The sequence below is a fragment of the Bacillus siamensis genome (assembly GCF_051628075.1).
In the GTDB taxonomy this organism is placed as follows: Bacteria; Bacillota; Bacilli; order Bacillales; family Bacillaceae; genus Bacillus; species Bacillus siamensis.
Genome location: NZ_CP155579.1, coordinates 1,844,129 through 1,860,707, shown reverse-complemented (window position 1 = coordinate 1,860,707; position 16,579 = coordinate 1,844,129). Strand labels below are relative to the sequence as shown.

Below are 16,579 nucleotides of genomic sequence, written 5' to 3'. Positions count from 1 at the left end.
CCAAAATCCCCCTTCAAAGATCAAGATCGTTCTTTAGATGAATGTTCACATTCCATCACAATTTTCTCACAATTTCATCTTAGTATAAAATCATACATAAGTAAATATCAATGTTTTTATTAAATACAATAAGATCGTCTTATCAGAATAATTTCCGGTAAATTTTGTCCTGTTTTATGTCTCATACAACGGGCTGTAAAGAGCCATATTAAAGTTGAGGTGATGATCATGGTAAAACGAAAAGCCAATCATGTGATAAACGGCATGAATGATGCGAAAAGCCAAGGCAAAGGCGCGGGTTATATTGAAAATGACCAGCTTGTCCTGACCGAAGCAGAACGGCAGAACAATAAAAAAAGAAAAACAAACCAATAGCCGTCACCCCTTAAAAAAGGAGGCTTTAACATGACAAATAAAAATACGAGCAAAGATATGCATAAAAATGCTCCGAAGGGCCATAATCCCGGCCAGCCGGAACCGTTAAGCGGAAGCAAAAAAGTGAAAAACCGCAACCATACAAGACAAAAACATAATACAAGCCACGATATGTAAAACAGACCTCGGTGTCTGTTTTTTTGTGCCTTTCACCCATTTAAAGCTTCTGCATACGTTATAGCAAGGCTTTTTTAATATGGAGGGATGCTTCCATGAATCATTCAAATCACGCTGAAGAATTTGATGATATCGAAGAATGGCTGCGGCAGTTTTACGAGGACCCGTATGCTTGGTATGACGAGGCGCTTCCGATCGATCTATATGAAACAAGCCGTCAATACATCATTGAAGCTGACCTGACGGCGCTGAAGCCGGTGCAGGCGATGACCGTCACTCTTTCGGGAAATGAGTTCATGCTCTCTGTTAAAACGCTTGAACAGACGTTAAACAAACAAATGATGCTGCCTTTTTATCTGAACGACAAACATATTTTCACTGATTTCACAAACCATATTCTGACTGTCTCCATGAACAAGGAGCCAAATGAGACCCCAGCCTCTTTTTCCTTTCAATTTCCTCTATAACATAAAAAAGCCGTTTTCATCCCTCAATGAAAGCGGCTTTTTTGTCCGGTCATATCAGTCATATACCCTCGAAGTGAATCTCCCATGGCCAAATAGCAGAATCACTATACGATAGAATATGTTCTAGCAACCGGATTGACTGGACATCTATCATTTTTTCTATTCTTTTTTCATGTGTTCTTCTATTCTGTCTTCGTTTACAATATGGTTAAAGTAAGGAGGAGATAAAACAATGCTTGAAGGCTGGTTTATGTGGTTTATTTTATTTTGGGTCATCGTAATGATCGGATTGCTGTCCATCGGGGGGTTTTTTATGTTCCGAAAATTTTTAAAACGCTTACCGAAAGAAGACGGCCGGTCAGAACTGGATTGGCAGGATTATTATATTGAAAAAAGCAGACACCTATGGAATGAAGGCGACAAGGCGTTTTTGGATGAACTGGTCGCCCCCGTGCCAGAGCTCTTTCGGGATGTAGCCAAAGCTAAAATCGCCGGAAAAATCGGTCAAATCTCTTTACAAGAGGAAGCAGAACAAATAAACCGGGATTTAATCATCAGGGGTTACATACTGGCCACCCCTAAGCGGGATCACCAGTTTTTGAAAAAACATCTCCGCGAAAAACAGATTGACCTTACTCCTTATCAAACCCTGCTCAAATAAAAAACCTTTCCGGCGGACGGAAAGGTTTTAATTCATCTGAATATCAGCGGTCTTCAGTTCATTGGCAAGTTTGCGGTACGACATAAACATCGCGATGCGCCACGGGACAATCATTCCGAAAGCCAGAATCCAAAACATTCCGCTTAAAGCTCCGTAATCAATCGTCGTGCTCAAAATGGATTTCATAGCGATTCTGATAACCAGCAAACCAATTAGGATAAACACAAATGCTTTTGACCGTTTTAAATAGATTTCATTATTTTTAATCTCAAATTTAGATGTTTTTATCAGAAAAATAGAGAAGATCACGCCCAGCGTAATGGCCTCCAAAAATTCTTCGCCCGTCACTCTGAAAATCGGAAAAAGAAACATCAGCGCTCCCGTACTCATGAAAATCGGCGGGAGAATTATTTTTTTTGGTGAAGCGGGCTTATCGGAGGATTTAATCCTCACAATCATTACAGAGATTGCCATGGCCGCTGCAATAACGGATGAAATTATAATCATCATCTTTATCATTCCTTTGCTTGCACGGAGTTTGATACTATATACTATACTCCAAAAACATAAAAAAACCAATGTGAAAAGAAAATACGTTTATGTTCCCGTTACCCTGCCTACGGCCTCCAGCACTTTAGAACCTTCAAACGGTTTAACGATAAAATCTTTAGCGCCCAGTTCAATCGCTTCCAGAACGATCCGCTGCTGCCGCATGGCGGTGCACATAATGACATGGGCTTTCGGGTCAAAAGCTAAAATCTCCTGCAGCGCCTGTATTCCGTTTTTAACCGGCATGGTAATATCCATTGTCACCAGATCGGGACGGATTTTTTGATAAACGGCCAGAGCTTCCTCGCCGTCAGCCGCTTCTCCGGCCACTGTATAGTTCGCCGATTCCAGAATCTCTCTGATTTTCACTCTCATGAACTTGGCGTCATCTACAACTAAAACTCGTGTCATATTCCCCTCCACATATTTAACATTAACTAGTCTTATTGTACCAAAAAAGAAAGGGTATATAATAGTTCAAAAGTTATCAATCTCTTACAGCCCCTTGAACCCTCCGAAAAGATTTGACAGAACGATCAGAATATAACTCATCCAGTTAAAAAACAGCATAATTCCGATGACAATCATAACAATGCCGCCGGTTCTCATGATAAGCAGCTGGTGCTTTCGAATCCAATTCATTCTGGTAATAAAAAATGAAAGAACTAGAAAAGGAATGGCAAATCCCAAAACATATAAAAACATATACGGCACCGCTGAAGAAGGATTTGTACCGGCCAGTGAAAACACGGCGCCTAAAATAGGCCCGCTGCACGGCGACCAGCCGGCTGCAAACGCCAGACCGATCAGAACAGAGCCGATAAACCCCTCGGGCCGGTGCTTAAAATGAATGCGCCGCTCTTTCATCATGATTTTCGGCTGAAACACGCCTGCCGTAATGAGCCCGAAAAGAACCAGCATGATAGCGCCAAACTGGCGGATCGCTTCATGATAACGGGTAAAAAAACTGCCGATGAACGAGGTTCCGTATCCAAGTGCAATAAAAATCACGGAGAAACCAAGCAAAAAACAAAGTGTATGCACGAGCCCCCGTTTTTGCAGCATCACCTTTTCCGTTTTCACCTCGTCCATGCTGACTCCGGTTATGTATGACAAAAAAGCGGGGTACAGCGGCAGACAGCAGGGAGAAATGAAAGACAGAAACCCGGCCCCGAACGTCAGAAAGTAATTAAAACTCACCATGACACACTCCTTTCGAGTTATGACAAAATCATTTCATTTTTTTAACACTTTCCCATGAAGGATTACTTTTTATAGAAAAAGCTTATATAATTTAATTTGACATCAAGATATTATACTCCTTCTTATTTGAAAAACAGTATAAATGTGGATATAATAATAGCGATTCAGTGAAAGATTTATGTATGAAAGGATATATCCCTGTGATTAGAGAGCATCTATTAAATGAAATTGAAAAAAAACGGGCAGAGCTGCTTAAAATCGTCATGACAAACGGAATGACATCAAACATTACGATAGAACTCAGCCAGGAGCTTGACCACCTTCTCATACAATATCAAAAGGAACTGCACACCGGCAGTTGGGGTGAAACATGACGCCAAAATAAAAAACCCTCTCCGGGTTTTTTATTTTTATAACCATGTATCTCTATATCATAATCTTTACGTATTATTTCGCTTGATTATTCATGGCTTTCATCATTTGATTAATTTTCTTTTGAGAAGGTTTCATTCCCATTTGCATCATCATCATGCGTAACATTTGTTCATTAATAGGCGGATTCTTTTTCAAATAGCTCATCATATATTTACGAGCAATAAAAAACCCGAGTGCAACACCTATGAGCAATGCGACAACGCCCACTAGGATGCCAACCCATAAAGTCATTTTATTTCCTCCTTCATGTTGTCTAGTTTAAAGTGTACTAAACCAAAGGCTATTATACAACAATTACATCTCTTTTTGCTCGTTTTTAGACAAAATTTCTTTCTCTGACCGGATTTAACCACCCATAACGCCTTGTCTTAAAATCCATCGCAAGAAAGCAGGGGCTGATTTTACGGAGAATCTCAAAGAAAATCGTTTCCGCCTCATAATCTCCCGAAGCTGCAATCTCAATCAAGCTGTCTTTCATCATGAAGGTGGCGCGGCCCTTTTCTCCGGGCAGTGTAAGCTGATAAATTGAATCTAAACGGCTGTAACTCATTCGGTTTAAATGAAGCTGGAGACGCTGATGCATATGTACCACCGGAATCGGTTCTGTTATATAGTGAACTTGCTTTTTTGTCAGTTGATATTCTTGGGGTGTCAGATTTGTCCAATGATAGTCTCGAAACAATTCAAACATAGCGGTTTCCCGCCCGAAGTAGTGGTTCGCAAACTCATCCTTAATCAGGTGCGTATAGTAATGACGTTCCATTTCCTCATCCCCTTTTACAGCGCTGCGTATTGCTTTCTATTATACAAAAGGAGAAAAGAAAGAATTGTCTATTACTGTTACGGCGCCCCTTCTATTTTTGTCGTATAAACAGGAAAAAGAGGATGATTTGACTCATCCTCTTTTGTTTCTTTATTTGTTTAGCAGTTTCTTCACGCGGTCAGCCACGTTTTCTGCAGTAAACCCGTATTCTTTCATAATTGTTTCTCCCGGAGCTGAAGCACCGAAACGGTCAATTGCGAGAACGTCTCCTTCAAGACCGGTAAATTTGCCCCATCCGAAGCTTGATCCCATTTCAATCGCAAGACGTTTCGTCACATTCGGAGGAAGTACGCTGTTTTTGTACTCGGCCGATTGTTTTTCGAAACGGTCCCAGCTCGGCATGCTGACTACAGATACATGAATATTTTCGTCAGCAAGCTTCGCCTGTGCTTCAATCGCAAGTCCGACTTCAGAACCTGTCGCCAAAAGAAGGGCGTCCGGTGAATCAGTTTTTGCTTTGGAAACGGTATAAGCCCCTTTTTCTACTCCGGCATACGCTTCTTCAGCCTGCTGATCAATTGTCGGCAGGTTTTGGCGTGTCAACACAAGAGCTGTCGGATGATCCTGGCTTTGAACGGCTAGCTTCCACGCAGCTGCGGTTTCATTGCCGTCAGCAGGTCTGATCACAGAAAGATTAGGAAGCGCGCGTAAAGATGCAAGCTGCTCAATCGGTTCGTGAGTCGGTCCGTCTTCTCCTACGGCAATACTGTCATGCGTAAACACATAAGTGACAGGAAGCCCCATTAATGACGCCAGACGAATAGCAGGTCTTAAATAATCTGAGAACACAAAGAATGTGCCGCCGAATACGCGGAGGCCGCCGTGAAGCGCCATTCCGTTTAAAGCAGCGCCCATCGCAAATTCACGGACACCGAACCAGAAGTTTTTCCCGGCGTAGTCTTTGGCCGTGAAGTCCCCTGCGTTTTTGATTGTCGTTTTGTTTGAACCCGCAAGGTCAGCAGATCCCCCGACAAAGAAAGGAATTTTCTTGGCGATGCCGTTCAGCACCTCACCTGAAGATGCGCGGGAAGCAAGGCTGCTGCCCTTTTCATAGACAGGAATTTCCTGATCCCAGTCTTTCGGCAACTCGCCTTTCATGCCGAGTGACAGCTGTTCAGCAAGCTCAGGATATTTTTCCTTATATGCCGCGAACTGTTCATTCCATTCCTGTTCTTTTTTCGCGCCGGCTTCTTTTACAGCTTCGTTGAAATGCGCGTATACTTCTTCTGGAACATAAAAATCTTCTTCAAACGTCCAAGCGTACGCTTCTTTAGTCAGCTTGCTCTCTTCTAGTCCTAGCGGAGCGCCGTGAACACCGGATGTGCCCGCGCGGTTTGGAGAACCGAAACCGATTGTCGTTTTCACTTCAATTAATGTTGGTTTTTTATCATTCTGGCGCGCTTTTTCAATTGCAGCCGTCAATTCAGCGATGTTATTTCCGTCCTCAACATAAAGGACTTCCCAGTTCATGGCTTCAAAACGCTGTTTTACATTTTCAGAGAAAGAGCGATTTAAATCGCCGTCTAAAGAAATATCATTAGAATCGTATAATACGATCAGGCGGCCTAATTCCAGATGGCCTGCTAGAGAAGCGGCTTCAGAAGAAATGCCTTCCATCAAATCGCCGTCTCCGCAAATACTATATGTATAATGATCAACTACGTTGAATGAATCACGGTTATATGTTTCAGCCAGATGGCGTTCTGCAATTGCCATTCCCACTGCCATAGCGATACCCTGTCCCAAAGGCCCGGTCGTTGCGTCGACTCCGGCTGTATGCCCGAACTCCGGATGTCCCGGTGTTTTGCTTCCCCATTGACGGAACTGTTTCAGGTCTTCAATGCTGAGGTCATACCCGCTTAAATGCAGCATGCTGTACAAAAGCATTGAACCGTGTCCTGCTGATAAAACAAAGCGGTCACGGTTAAACCATCCCGGATTCTGCGGATTTACATTCATAAACTTCGTCCACAGCGTGTAAGCCATCGGAGCAGCTCCCATCGGCATGCCCGGGTGTCCGGAATTAGCTTTTTCAATTGCGTCTATAGATAATGTACGTATGGTGGCAACTGATTTCTTTTCAATTGTATCCATTATAATCCCCTTCCTTATTGTTGTACCTTTTCATCATAAAGCGATGCTGACTTTTTCTCAACTCTTTCAGCTTAAATTTGAGATAAACTTGTTGAAAATTGTCGCAAATCACAGCCTGATATTAGTATATACGAAAAAAGAATACGTATTGCCGTATTCTTTCTGTTTAATGAAGATTATTTTTCTGTTGTTCCCTTTTTAATTTTTCAGGAGTGACATCATTACCCTCCGGATCAATAACTTTTACGCTCTTTAACGTATTTTTCATTGAGGAGCGGAACCCTTTCAAATACTCCTGGCGAAGCTTTTGCTGTTCGGCTTTTTCCTCATCTGTTATCGTGTTTGATTTAGCTTTTTGAGCCAATTCGTTAATTCTTGCGATTTTTTCTTTAGAAATCATAATAAGCTCCTTTGGTGCGTGTTGATTATATACTACTAAAACATCATCTTTTTTACAACTGAAGCATGTCAGCTGCCTTCGCTGTCTGCGATATATTCCTGAAAACGCCGGTGAACCGTGGCTTTGGATACATCATAGCCGAATCCTCTTAAGGTGGCGGCGATTTCTGCAAAGGTAAGCTTGTTGGCTCTCAGCCTGATAATTTCCGAAACAGGAACCTCTTTTTTTTCTTTTCCGCTGTTTTCATGTCTGTTTTTCAGATTCCGTTCAGGCTTATAGCCGTTTTTTACGGCTCTTTTCATTCCCCGCCGGATTTTCATATTGTGAATTTTCCTTTGATATTCCTCAACAATACTGACGATTTCGAGTACCATCGTATCAGCTTCGGAAAGCTCCAGCTCGCCTTTATGAGCCGTCGTATATATTTTTACGTTCTCCCTGTAAATACAATGCAAAAGCGCGATCTTGGCGTTTCCTCTTCCCAGTCTTGTTTCATCCTGCACCAATATCGCGTCAATATGTGACTTTTTAATTTCATCAAGCATTTCAAATACTCCGTCGCGGTCCATTTCGTAACCGCTGGCTTTCTCTGAAATGACTTTTACGACTTCCATGCCGTTTGCCGCAGCGATCTCACTGAGCTCCTCTTCCTGTCTTTTTAAAGACGTCTGCTGCTGTTCTTTGTTTGTGCTTACCCGGGCATAAATGAGCGCCTTCATTTCTCTCTTTCCTCTCTAATTGACAATGGCCAGCTGATATACGGCCGGATGCTCCTTCTTAACCGGAAGAATAAGTTCGTCTCCGGGCTTTATATCAGCAGTTTGGAGATGATTATTCTCCGTCACCCACTCAATGAAATCTTCTTTGTTAATATTTTTCTTCTTTGCTACTTGATCCGCAAGTGACCACAGAGTATCTCCGTCCTGAACCTTTATTTTAACATATTGGCTGAACGCCTGATCATTTCCCGTACATGAAACAAGTAAAATAACGGCACTTAAAATCGCAGTAAACAGTCCGACAAATATGATAGATTCCTTCGCCATTTAAACAACCTCCAGAATGTTTGTTCGCTTTTTATACCTTTCAGTATATACGAACAAATGTTTCTGTCAATCGTTTTTTTCGAACCTATGTTTGTACTGTCAGGAAAATCATGCTATAATCTACTTAAAATCGACGTTTTGAGGTGCGAAATATGACGAAGCTATCAAAAAGGCAGCTTGATATCCTGCGTTTTATTAAAGAAGAGGTAAAAACGAAAGGATATCCGCCTTCTGTAAGAGAGATAGGAGAAGCAGTAGGACTGGCTTCCAGTTCAACCGTGCACGGACATTTGGCGCGGCTGGAGACAAAAGGCCTGATCAGACGGGACCCTACTAAACCGAGAGCGATTGAGGTATTGGATGAAGAAGAAGTCCAAATTCCGAAAAGCCAGGTTGTCAATGTCCCGGTCATCGGAAAAGTGACGGCAGGTATCCCGATTACAGCTGTTGAAAATATCGACGAGTATTTTCCACTTCCTGACCGGATGGTTCCTCCGGGAGAACACGTATTCATGTTAGAAATCATGGGAGAAAGTATGATTGACGCCGGCATTTTTGACAAAGATTACGTCATTGTCAAACAGCAGAACACGGCCAATAACGGGGAAATCGTGGTGGCTATGACCGAAGATGATGAAGCCACGGTCAAGCGCTTCTATAAAGAAGACAATTATGTGCGGCTGCAGCCGGAAAATCCGACGATGGAACCGATTATCCTGCAAAACGTAAGTATTTTAGGGAAAGTGATCGGCGTATTCAGAGCCGTTCATTAATTCTATTAAACTTTATTTATCGTAAAGCCCCTTTCAGAGGGGTTTTTCTTTTGCATAAAAAAGAGCAGATTCGCCCTGGCTTAAGAAACGAACCTGCTAAGGAGGAAAAACTTACATCTTTATTATCCGGCATCTCACTTTTGAAGTCAATAAATAATGTTTCTCTAAGGAAACTTTTTATCCGTTTTTCAACTTTTGTATTTGTGCGGGCTGATTTTGATATATAACTATCTTTACTTGGAGCGGACGGATTACATTTTATTCATGAATATTTAGTGCATAGTACAATAAGTTTTGACGAGATGTAAAAAAACCCGCTGCCTTTGCGGGTATCTATTTTCAATCAAAATGATAATATTCCACGCCGTATAACCCTTTAATATGGACAGGTTCACAGTCGTTTGAAGAGCTTTCAATCAGAATCCTGTATTTATGATGCGGATCAATTGATTTTTTGTCCTGGGCACTTAGGTTTAACCAGCTGCCGCTGTAGCTTTTAGAACTTAATGTATAAAAGTTTCCGTTCAGTGCCATCCGTTGGAGTTTCACGTTTAAATTGCATGAAGAATTGTTTACAATGGTGAACTTGTATCCTAATAGGTAATCATCAGCTGATACAGCCCCCGGATTTTCAATAAAAAACTCTTTTACATCTCCCTCCATAATGAAGCTTGTTTTTGATCCGAATCCAGTGGTAGCCGCTTCAGCTGAGTGTACTCCGCAAAAACATAATAAAAAAACAGCAATACATATCCACCATTTTTTCAATTTTGCACCCCCTTTTTTTACATATTTTAACTTGTGAATATGGTGATGTCTATTTACATTTTATTAAAACGCACACTTTATAACCACTATATACCAGTTTAAAAATTTGCTGATTGCCTACAATGAAGACTAAACGAAATAACGAAGGTGGTTCAAATGAAACATGTAATTGCTTTCGCTTCTAAAACGGCGCTCACACTTGCTTTGCTGTACATTGTTCTGGATCTAATGTACCAAGTAACTTTTTTAAACGTTCTGTTTATTACCTTGATCTTAAGTTTGATCACTTACTTTTTGGGTGATTGCATGATTCTGCCGAGAACAAGCAATTTTACAGCCGTTGCAGCTGATTTCGGAATTTCATTCATTATATTATGGATATTTCTAATGAACATTGGCGGGTTTAATGTCTCTCCTGCCGCGGCATCGGTTATCTCTGCACTTTGCATTTCTGTTTTTGAGGCATTTTTTCACCGATATTTGCAGCAATATGTGCTTCCCGAAGATTATCAGGACACAACAGAGACAGATAGCACGCTATGGAGCTATCAAACCGAGGCGTCTGAAGAATTGGTAGCGGAAAAAGACCCTCAGGAAAAAACATAAAAAGGAGGCATCCGCCTCCTTTCTTTTTATTTTTGCTTCTGATCGTCAAGCGGCAGCTGCAGCAATGAGTCTGTGCCTGTCGCTTTCGGTGTTTTTCCGTCCCATTTTTCAATCCATTTATATTTGATCATTTCATCAGACATTGATTTTTTTATGATTTGGTTATAATCAGCGATCCCTTCCGCTTCAATTTTTTTCTTTTTCGCTTCTGCTTCAGCTATTTTAATTTCAGTCTGCGTCCGTTCAAGCTCCTGTGAAGACTTCACTCTTGCATCAATAGCTTCCTGTGTGGCTTTATCCGGCTTCGGTACGCCAAGCGTCAGATCATCGATTAAAAATCCAAGGTTCTTCATATCCTCAGCAAACCTTTTTTGAACATCGGCAGCGGCTTCTGCAGATTTTTGCCCGTATGTGTCAATAACCGAGTATTTGCTGATTGATTTTCGCGCCGCGTCCCACAGCCTTGTTTTTAAATATGTATTTTCAATCGTTTCAACGTCTACCGCCCCGAATTTGTTAAACAGATCGACTACTTTATCAGGCTGAACAACATAGTTGTAAGCGATATCCATTTCAATATTTTTACCGTCTGAGGTTGCCACTTTTATATTTTCATTATTTACGGTCTGCATACGCACCGGATATTCCGTTACTTTATTAAACAAACCGACTAAGTGCCAGCCTTGATCCAAAGTTTCGGATTTTACCCCGCCGTTCGGTGAGTATACGACTCCGACATAACCATTCGGTATTTTTTCAATAAATAATGAGGCCGTAACGCCCGCAATTAAAAGGGCTGCACCTATAATCACACCGCCGAGAATTTTTTTTGTGTTTCCGCGCTTATTTTCGCTCATGCTGATCTTTTTCCTCCCATGACTTTTTAAATTTTTTGGCCCCGCTTCCCACTTGTTTAAAGATTGGACTAAGCATCAGCCATAAACCGAATCCGATGATGACAAGAAGAATGATAGACCCGATCATCACTTTCATTTGCCCACCTCTTTTCTTTCATCCTGTCAGTTATGTATACGATCTTAAGAACTTAAAGTTTCATAAATTTCAAAAGAAAAAGCTCCGCCGGCAAAAAGCGGCGTGCTTATTTATAATTGTCATTGATAAAATCAGAAATCGTTTTTGTGAATTGGAGAAAAGTATCGTTTTGTGTGGACGCTCTGCTTTTAAGCGTAAAAGTATCAAACAGTGATTTTCTAAAACCGGTGCTCATTTCGATTTGAATACTTAATCCGGATGAAGAGTGATTGGCAAGATTGTTCGGACTGACACCTGCGTATTTATCATTTATGCCAAGAAGAACGGCAGGATACCCGTTCCGTTTCAGCACATCTGTCAAAAGTTCGGCCCGTTCTCTGTCTGTACCGCCGATTTTTATCTTTTTATCGTCGCTGCCGTAACCGTGTAATGAAATGACATTAGAGTGCTCTTTCACCATTTGAACGGCTTTAGGTTCGTCGAAATGCGAACTGGTCAAATGCAGCTCAGCATTGCCGGCTGATTTTAACCCTTCAAATAAATACAGGCTCCGGTTTTCGGCAATTTTTCTGGCCAACTCACTGGTCCCCGGCTCTATGCCTCCGCCGTGTATAGCTAATATGAGAACAGAAGGGTCATGTTCTTTCGATGAAATAGAAAAAACGGAGGGGGCCTCATGCAGTTTTAATTCCTCGAAACTGCCGTAAGTATCTGAAGCGGCATCAGCCCGTAAAAACGGCAGAAGCAAAAACGATAAAATCGAAACTAAAATTCCTTTTTTGGTTATTGATGGCAATTGTATGTTTATGTTACAATACAAATGCTTCAGCCTTTGAAGCGAACGGCAGAACAGGGTGACTTTGGACGGTTTCTTCTGCTCTGCCTCTTTGCCAGCAGCTTTACGGTCTTCTCTTCTAACCCTTTTTTTCATAACATCATCCTTTCTTTTGTTTACACTTTTGTCACAATATTATATACGTTGGACAAGACCTCCGTTCATCTTAAAGAATAAAAACATCAGAGCATCTTCTAGAAAGACAGAATGCTTAAGAAGGAATATCGGGAAATCAATCATCAATATGCCAGCGCGGCTGGCGCTTCGAAATCACAAAAAGACTGCTTAACAGCAGTCTTTAATCGTTTTACTTTGTGCCTGTTGATCCCAGACCGCCGCGGTCATTGTTTCCGAGCTTGTCCACTTCGATCAATTCCACTTGAGGCATTTTCTTCATGATTCTGAATTGGCAGATCCGCTCTCCCTTGGAAATATCGGTATCCCGAAGTGCGTATGCCGGGAAAAACCAGAAATCATTGTCACCTTTATAAGATTCATCGATGACACCCATTGAATTTGTCTGAATAATACCGAAATGCTTATATGTACTTGAACGCGGAACGACATGGGCCTCATATCCTTCCGGCAGCTCCATCGCAACTCCGAGCGGGATAAGTTTGAATTCACCTTTTTTGATTGTTATATCCTCTGCAGCCCGCAGATCGATCCAATCGCCCTGTTCAATTTTACTGATTCTCGTTTGTGTATCATCTGAATATTTAATTTTAATTTGTAAAGTCATGTTCGCCGCTCCTTTTGATTCCTATTTTAGTCGTATTAATGACCAATCCGTGCACCATTATACCATTTTAACTGAGCAGCTGAGGAAAGGATTTAATGCGAAGAAAAGAAAATGCTGAATTGAGAAGAAACCGATAAGCGGGATATCCCACTCTGGCTTTTAATTACTGTTGGTCGTAATAATCATTATACTTTTGATCAAATACTTCTTCACTTCCGCAGAGATAAATATGAGGAAATTGAAGTCCAGCAAAACAAAAGATAGAGAATCCCTTGTCCGATTCTTCCTTAATAAAACATATGAATGCCGGAACCGCCTAGAAAAAATGCTAATATTGCAGCCTTATCATAACGTCCTCCCAACAATCTTTTTCTATCGTTTTCACAGGACAGCTCCGCTTATAATACACACTCTTATAAAGGTGAATTTTATACTCGTTTTCAAAAACTTTCTTCGTTTTGATCTTTCACCTGAAATATTGGCGTTTTTTTGAAATTCAATCTGATTTTAAAAGGGATTTCGTTCTCAACAAAGAATTTGATGAATAAGCGCATAAGGCGCGCGGCTTTTTTGTTCTCCTCTGCGTCAAGCGCTTATATCAAAAGAAAGAGGTGTCTTTAGAATGGTTCAATTTAAAAACTTTCCTGATCCGTCTTTAAACGCCGCATTGCAGTCTCACCCTTCGCATTCCTCTGAATTGGAACATCTCAAAGCAAGGATGCAGAATTTTATTAAGCATTCCGCAACAGATGATAATCTTGAGATCGCAGATGCCCGGGTGACGGCGGAAGGAATGGTCACCTCACTTTTAAAAGAACGGCTTGATACAGAATACGAAATGCTTATGAATAAAATCACCCGGGAAGTAAATGTGGAGGATTACGGAGCGGTCCCTGACGGCCGGGACAATACGGAAGCCTTTCGGAGAGCGATCGGGAACGGCCGCGTCAAAGTAAATGTTCCCGCAGGAGAATTTTTGGTTCAAGGGATAAAACTTCCGTCGTGGACTACCATCTCCGGTGAGGGACAAGGGATTACCGTGATTAAACTCCATGAGGACACTCCCGCATATGAATGGGTTATTACCAATGATAACTACGAAAATGGAAACCGTAATATTTTTGTCCAGGGCATGACTCTAGACTGGAATCCGGATCGTCAATGCGGAGTCCGAAACCCCGGGGGACAATTTTCCAGCTGTTTAACGTTTGCCAATGTGCAATACGGCTGGATCAAGAATGTTGAAGCGGTTAACGCAGGTCTGCATGGTATCGATATCACATCCCCGGCTTATGATCATTTGCCTGAAACAGAATGGACGAAAGACGGCTGCCGTTATATATGGATAGATAACTGTGTGGCGTACGGCGCCGGAGACGACGGCATTACCACCCATTACAGCGAATATATTTTCATTTCCAACTGTCATTCAGGGAACCCGCGCGGCACAGAGCATGCCGAGGGCAGCGCAAATTCGAATGGCATTGAAATTGATGACGGCTCTAAACATGTATGGCTTTTGAATAACTATACGAGCGGAAATATCCGCGGAATTGAAGTAAAGGCGCACAGCCTGTGGCCGGCTTCCCAAAATGTTCATATTATCGGCCATGTTTCGTATCGTGATGTACGTTCGTTTGATATTCGTCATATCGGACACCATCAGGCCTCAGACCCCGAAAGCACGACGGCTTATGATGTTACTTTAACCGACTGCACTGCGATTGAACCGGTCTTCAACGCTCTCTATGACAGCGTGACTCCAAGGGCGCTCGTTATCTCTGCCTATAAAAACGTAAATGTAAACGGATTCACAGCTATTGGCGATCCTTCATATGATTATGGCGGGAATCCTGTCGTAGCCCTTCAATACCGCAGTCAAAATATTACGATCAGCGGCGTTAAAATACGCGGGTTTACACAAGCCGGTGTTGACATCAATATATCCGGCGGATCAAATAAAACCGATTATGTTAAAATTTCAAATTTTGATATTTACAAGTCTTCCCCCAAAGGCATCTCAATTGGCGGAGGGCAATATAACGTAAATATTATGAATGGAACGATGATCGGAGATGGCGGTGCTGTCGGCATTACGTCCCCTAACAGCCAGGCTGTCATTCTCGGCGTGCAGGCGGAAGGCTACAGCGCTGCCGCTTCTATAAAAGGACAGACTTACGAGCAGATCCCCGTCAATTTAAAAGGCGGCGCACAGCTTGCGACAAGCTCTGGTTTTGCATTTAACCCGACAAGCGCCGTTATTGCGGGCACAGGCGATATTACGGCAAGGGGTGACAGAAATGCGATCATCAGCTCTTCCGGAGGTTCAAGTTCTGAAGGTTCAAGGGCATTTATCGCTGCTTCAAACAATGTCCATGTTACGGGCAGCAAAGTCTCCAGAACCATTCTGTCATCAGAAAGCATTACATTGGAAGAACCGTACACCGTTGCCGGAGGACATCAGTCCATTAAGTGGAAACTGGACTCAGCGGGCGGCCACGGAACTTTCGCCGGAGCCGTCACCTCTTCCCTGTCAGGGTACGGAGAATATTTTGAAAGTGTAAACGGCCAGACGATTCCCGCCGGGACGGTCGTCACAGTGAGGGGAGAAAAAATCGAGCCGGCTCACGTTGGTGATTATATGCTCGGCGTCATTTCAGAAACAGCCGCTTTTATATCAGGAGCCGCAAGCTTCGGATGGCAAAGCCGTTTTTTGACAAACGAGTTCGGCGGTTTCATATATGAAAATGTGACTGACGAAGAAACAGGAGAAACGATACGCGTGCCGAAACAAAACCCAGACTGCAGTCCGGCTCTTGAAGCTGACTATGAAGCGCGCGCCGCCAGAGACGAATGGCATATTGTCGGACTCAGCGGCCGGCACTACGTACGGGTAGACAGTACGGTAAACCCGGGAGATTATATCACGGCCCATAACGGAATCGGTACAAAAGCCGCGGAAGGCTGGAAGGTATTGAAACTGACGGCCTTATACAGTCCGGAAAAAGGGTACGGCATTGCAATAGCGGTTATCAAATAGTGTTTTCATATCAGGATCATTTCCTCTCCTATCTATCGTACGGGTATGATCCTGTTTTTTTATAGCAGATGAGACGCCTCTTTTACAGCATATCGTTTCATTTGTCCAAGCCATCTGTTCCTTCTGTCATAGAATACTACCGTCAGATGAAAAAGGAGGAAGATGAGTATGGATATGGATATGGATATGGACGGACATTATGATCACGGTGAAAAGGAAGAAAAGCAGCCTAAACAAAAAAAGAAAAAGAAACAAGACAAAAAGCATCTTGATTATGATTACATCGTTGTCTATAAAAGAAAATGCAAAAAACATTGCTGACATGATATATTAAAGCTTTTTACACCCGGTGAACTCCGGGTGTTTTTGTTAATTTGTATTTCTAAATAAGATTTTGATCGTAATAATCAGCATATTGAATGCCACAGACCTTAATGCGAAAAAACTTGCGGCAGCGCACCGCAAGTTTTTTTATTTTTGCACCGAGATACTGCTCATTTTTCTCTTTTATATGGAATATACTTGAAATGGTCTTCGATCACCGATCCGGTAAAGTCTTTCAAAGTGAGGGTATGTCATGTCAAAATGTTTA

The 16,579-nt window shown here is 42.1% G+C and carries 24 protein-coding genes and 1 pseudogene; 10 read left to right on the top strand and 15 right to left on the bottom strand.

The window, feature by feature from the left end:
• Positions 1–228: 228 nt before the first annotated feature.
• From sspO to ABDB98_RS09225, 4 genes are all read left to right on the top strand, one after another.
• A complete protein-coding gene (gene sspO / locus ABDB98_RS09240) occupies positions 229–375 on the top strand; it encodes an acid-soluble spore protein SspO (RefSeq protein WP_003244839.1) in 147 nt (48 codons plus the stop codon).
• A 30-nt stretch (positions 376–405) separates the two neighbouring features.
• Positions 406–552: a small acid-soluble spore protein P gene (locus ABDB98_RS09235; protein WP_003153984.1), complete on the top strand. Its 147-nt coding sequence runs from the start codon at positions 406–408 to the stop codon at positions 550–552.
• A 95-nt stretch (positions 553–647) separates the two neighbouring features.
• Positions 648–1,019, top strand: a complete 372-nt coding sequence (locus ABDB98_RS09230; protein ID WP_060962684.1) for an Hsp20/alpha crystallin family protein — start codon at positions 648–650, stop codon at positions 1,017–1,019.
• A 232-nt stretch (positions 1,020–1,251) separates the two neighbouring features.
• The gene (locus ABDB98_RS09225; RefSeq protein ID WP_438422040.1) at positions 1,252–1,680 is read left to right on the top strand and encodes a DUF2621 domain-containing protein; all 429 of its coding nucleotides are present in this window, start codon (positions 1,252–1,254) and stop codon (positions 1,678–1,680) included.
• A 27-nt stretch (positions 1,681–1,707) separates the two neighbouring features.
• On the opposite strand, the gene ABDB98_RS09220 is transcribed toward ABDB98_RS09225, so the two are convergent.
• From ABDB98_RS09220 to ABDB98_RS09210, 3 genes are all read right to left on the bottom strand, one after another.
• Complete coding sequence (locus ABDB98_RS09220; protein WP_095240656.1) at positions 1,708–2,199, bottom strand: CcdC family protein; 492 nt, start codon at positions 2,197–2,199, stop codon at positions 1,708–1,710.
• Positions 2,200–2,277: 78 nt separating this feature from the next.
• Positions 2,278–2,640, bottom strand: coding sequence for a response regulator (locus ABDB98_RS09215; RefSeq protein WP_016935975.1), 363 nt, complete (start codon positions 2,638–2,640; stop codon positions 2,278–2,280).
• An 84-nt stretch (positions 2,641–2,724) separates the two neighbouring features.
• Positions 2,725–3,432, bottom strand: a complete 708-nt coding sequence (locus tag ABDB98_RS09210; protein ID WP_016935976.1) for a cytochrome c biogenesis protein CcdA — start codon at positions 3,430–3,432, stop codon at positions 2,725–2,727.
• A gap of 200 nt (positions 3,433–3,632) precedes the next feature.
• Here ABDB98_RS09210 and ABDB98_RS09205 point away from each other — a divergent pair, with 200 nt between their 5' ends.
• Positions 3,633–3,806 (top strand): aspartyl-phosphate phosphatase Spo0E family protein, encoded by a 174-nt coding sequence (locus ABDB98_RS09205; RefSeq protein WP_012117647.1) that lies wholly within the window; start codon positions 3,633–3,635, stop codon positions 3,804–3,806.
• A 73-nt stretch (positions 3,807–3,879) separates the two neighbouring features.
• On the opposite strand, the gene ABDB98_RS09200 is transcribed toward ABDB98_RS09205, so the two are convergent.
• From ABDB98_RS09200 to yneA, 6 genes are all read right to left on the bottom strand, one after another.
• Complete coding sequence (locus ABDB98_RS09200) at positions 3,880–4,098, bottom strand: YneF family protein (RefSeq protein ID WP_003153994.1); 219 nt, start codon at positions 4,096–4,098, stop codon at positions 3,880–3,882.
• Between the two features lie 85 nt (positions 4,099–4,183).
• Positions 4,184–4,630 (bottom strand): sporulation inhibitor of replication protein SirA, encoded by a 447-nt coding sequence (gene sirA / locus ABDB98_RS09195; RefSeq protein WP_438422039.1) that lies wholly within the window; start codon positions 4,628–4,630, stop codon positions 4,184–4,186.
• Between the two features lie 150 nt (positions 4,631–4,780).
• Positions 4,781–6,784 carry a transketolase gene (gene tkt / locus ABDB98_RS09190; protein ID WP_016935978.1) on the bottom strand — a complete coding sequence of 668 codons (2,004 nt, stop codon included), beginning with the start codon at positions 6,782–6,784 and terminating at the stop codon, positions 4,781–4,783.
• Positions 6,785–6,950: 166 nt separating this feature from the next.
• Positions 6,951–7,184 (bottom strand): DUF896 domain-containing protein, encoded by a 234-nt coding sequence (locus ABDB98_RS09185; protein WP_003153997.1) that lies wholly within the window; start codon positions 7,182–7,184, stop codon positions 6,951–6,953.
• A gap of 68 nt (positions 7,185–7,252) precedes the next feature.
• Complete coding sequence (locus tag ABDB98_RS09180) at positions 7,253–7,903, bottom strand: YneB family resolvase-like protein (RefSeq protein ID WP_016935979.1); 651 nt, start codon at positions 7,901–7,903, stop codon at positions 7,253–7,255.
• A gap of 15 nt (positions 7,904–7,918) precedes the next feature.
• Positions 7,919–8,230, bottom strand: a complete 312-nt coding sequence (gene yneA / locus ABDB98_RS09175; RefSeq protein WP_438422038.1) for a cell division suppressor protein YneA — start codon at positions 8,228–8,230, stop codon at positions 7,919–7,921.
• 152 nt (positions 8,231–8,382) lie between these two features.
• On the opposite strand from yneA, the gene lexA reads away from it, so the two are divergent.
• Both lexA and ABDB98_RS09165 read left to right on the top strand, forming a co-directional pair.
• Positions 8,383–9,003 (top strand): transcriptional repressor LexA, encoded by a 621-nt coding sequence (gene lexA / locus ABDB98_RS09170; protein WP_007611720.1) that lies wholly within the window; start codon positions 8,383–8,385, stop codon positions 9,001–9,003.
• A 50-nt stretch (positions 9,004–9,053) separates the two neighbouring features.
• Positions 9,054–9,230 carry a hypothetical protein gene (locus ABDB98_RS09165; RefSeq protein WP_438422037.1) on the top strand — a complete coding sequence of 59 codons (177 nt, stop codon included), beginning with the start codon at positions 9,054–9,056 and terminating at the stop codon, positions 9,228–9,230.
• 112 nt (positions 9,231–9,342) lie between these two features.
• On the opposite strand, the gene ABDB98_RS09160 is transcribed toward ABDB98_RS09165, so the two are convergent.
• On the bottom strand, positions 9,343–9,771 hold the full coding sequence (locus ABDB98_RS09160; protein WP_438422036.1) for a hypothetical protein: 429 nt from the start codon (positions 9,769–9,771) through the stop codon (positions 9,343–9,345).
• 156 nt (positions 9,772–9,927) lie between these two features.
• On the opposite strand from ABDB98_RS09160, the gene ABDB98_RS09155 reads away from it, so the two are divergent.
• Positions 9,928–10,377, top strand: a complete 450-nt coding sequence (locus tag ABDB98_RS09155; RefSeq protein ID WP_438422035.1) for a YndM family protein — start codon at positions 9,928–9,930, stop codon at positions 10,375–10,377.
• A gap of 26 nt (positions 10,378–10,403) precedes the next feature.
• Here the strand turns inward: ABDB98_RS09155 and ABDB98_RS09150 are convergent, their stop codons facing one another.
• The 5 genes and pseudogenes from ABDB98_RS09150 to ABDB98_RS09130 form a co-directional block, all read right to left on the bottom strand.
• On the bottom strand, positions 10,404–11,234 hold the full coding sequence (locus tag ABDB98_RS09150) for a prohibitin family protein (RefSeq protein WP_438422034.1): 831 nt from the start codon (positions 11,232–11,234) through the stop codon (positions 10,404–10,406).
• Complete coding sequence (locus ABDB98_RS09145; RefSeq protein ID WP_167388673.1) at positions 11,221–11,370, bottom strand: hypothetical protein; 150 nt, start codon at positions 11,368–11,370, stop codon at positions 11,221–11,223. The genes ABDB98_RS09150 and ABDB98_RS09145 overlap by 14 nt, the downstream gene beginning before the upstream one ends.
• A gap of 106 nt (positions 11,371–11,476) precedes the next feature.
• Entirely contained in the window at positions 11,477–12,301 is an 825-nt protein-coding gene (locus ABDB98_RS09140; RefSeq protein ID WP_438422033.1) for a poly-gamma-glutamate hydrolase family protein, read from the bottom strand.
• Positions 12,302–12,512: 211 nt separating this feature from the next.
• On the bottom strand, positions 12,513–12,947 hold the full coding sequence (locus ABDB98_RS09135) for a dUTP diphosphatase (RefSeq protein ID WP_016935986.1): 435 nt from the start codon (positions 12,945–12,947) through the stop codon (positions 12,513–12,515).
• Between the two features lie 163 nt (positions 12,948–13,110).
• Positions 13,111–13,312, bottom strand: a pseudogene (locus tag ABDB98_RS09130) (TM2 domain-containing protein).
• 257 nt (positions 13,313–13,569) lie between these two features.
• Here ABDB98_RS09130 and ABDB98_RS09125 point away from each other — a divergent pair.
• Both ABDB98_RS09125 and ABDB98_RS09120 read left to right on the top strand, forming a co-directional pair.
• Positions 13,570–15,987 carry a peptidase G2 autoproteolytic cleavage domain-containing protein gene (locus ABDB98_RS09125; protein ID WP_438422032.1) on the top strand — a complete coding sequence of 806 codons (2,418 nt, stop codon included), beginning with the start codon at positions 13,570–13,572 and terminating at the stop codon, positions 15,985–15,987.
• A 168-nt stretch (positions 15,988–16,155) separates the two neighbouring features.
• Complete coding sequence (locus ABDB98_RS09120) at positions 16,156–16,308, top strand: hypothetical protein (protein WP_438422181.1); 153 nt, start codon at positions 16,156–16,158, stop codon at positions 16,306–16,308.
• Positions 16,309–16,579: the final 271 nt, after the last annotated feature.

Excerpts from the sequence above, each read along its gene's own strand:
- ABDB98_RS09140 (WP_438422033.1), bottom strand. The coding sequence starts at position 12,301 with ATGAAAAAAAGGGTTAGAAGAGAAGACCGTAAAGCTGCTGGCAAAGAG.
- ABDB98_RS09150 (WP_438422034.1), bottom strand. The coding sequence starts at position 11,234 with ATGAGCGAAAATAAGCGCGGAAACACAAAAAAAATTCTCGGCGGTGTG.
- ABDB98_RS09235 (WP_003153984.1), top strand. The coding sequence starts at position 406 with ATGACAAATAAAAATACGAGCAAAGATATGCATAAAAATGCTCCGAAG.
- ABDB98_RS09155 (WP_438422035.1), top strand. The coding sequence starts at position 9,928 with ATGAAACATGTAATTGCTTTCGCTTCTAAAACGGCGCTCACACTTGCT.
- ABDB98_RS09230 (WP_060962684.1), top strand. The coding sequence starts at position 648 with ATGAATCATTCAAATCACGCTGAAGAATTTGATGATATCGAAGAATGG.
- ABDB98_RS09220 (WP_095240656.1), bottom strand. The coding sequence starts at position 2,199 with ATGATAAAGATGATGATTATAATTTCATCCGTTATTGCAGCGGCCATG.
- ABDB98_RS09215 (WP_016935975.1), bottom strand. The coding sequence starts at position 2,640 with ATGACACGAGTTTTAGTTGTAGATGACGCCAAGTTCATGAGAGTGAAA.
- yneA (WP_438422038.1), bottom strand. The coding sequence starts at position 8,230 with ATGGCGAAGGAATCTATCATATTTGTCGGACTGTTTACTGCGATTTTA.
- tkt (WP_016935978.1), bottom strand. The coding sequence starts at position 6,784 with ATGGATACAATTGAAAAGAAATCAGTTGCCACCATACGTACATTATCT.
- ABDB98_RS09135 (WP_016935986.1), bottom strand. The coding sequence starts at position 12,947 with ATGACTTTACAAATTAAAATTAAATATTCAGATGATACACAAACGAGA.
- ABDB98_RS09180 (WP_016935979.1), bottom strand. The coding sequence starts at position 7,903 with ATGAAGGCGCTCATTTATGCCCGGGTAAGCACAAACAAAGAACAGCAG.
- ABDB98_RS09185 (WP_003153997.1), bottom strand. The coding sequence starts at position 7,184 with ATGATTTCTAAAGAAAAAATCGCAAGAATTAACGAATTGGCTCAAAAA.
- sspO (WP_003244839.1), top strand. The coding sequence starts at position 229 with ATGGTAAAACGAAAAGCCAATCATGTGATAAACGGCATGAATGATGCG.
- ABDB98_RS09145 (WP_167388673.1), bottom strand. The coding sequence starts at position 11,370 with ATGAAAGTGATGATCGGGTCTATCATTCTTCTTGTCATCATCGGATTC.
- lexA (WP_007611720.1), top strand. The coding sequence starts at position 8,383 with ATGACGAAGCTATCAAAAAGGCAGCTTGATATCCTGCGTTTTATTAAA.
- ABDB98_RS09125 (WP_438422032.1), top strand. The coding sequence starts at position 13,570 with ATGGTTCAATTTAAAAACTTTCCTGATCCGTCTTTAAACGCCGCATTG.
- sirA (WP_438422039.1), bottom strand. The coding sequence starts at position 4,630 with ATGGAACGTCATTACTATACGCACCTGATTAAGGATGAGTTTGCGAAC.
- ABDB98_RS09200 (WP_003153994.1), bottom strand. The coding sequence starts at position 4,098 with ATGACTTTATGGGTTGGCATCCTAGTGGGCGTTGTCGCATTGCTCATA.
- ABDB98_RS09210 (WP_016935976.1), bottom strand. The coding sequence starts at position 3,432 with ATGGTGAGTTTTAATTACTTTCTGACGTTCGGGGCCGGGTTTCTGTCT.
- ABDB98_RS09225 (WP_438422040.1), top strand. The coding sequence starts at position 1,252 with ATGCTTGAAGGCTGGTTTATGTGGTTTATTTTATTTTGGGTCATCGTA.
- ABDB98_RS09120 (WP_438422181.1), top strand. The coding sequence starts at position 16,156 with ATGGATATGGATATGGATATGGACGGACATTATGATCACGGTGAAAAG.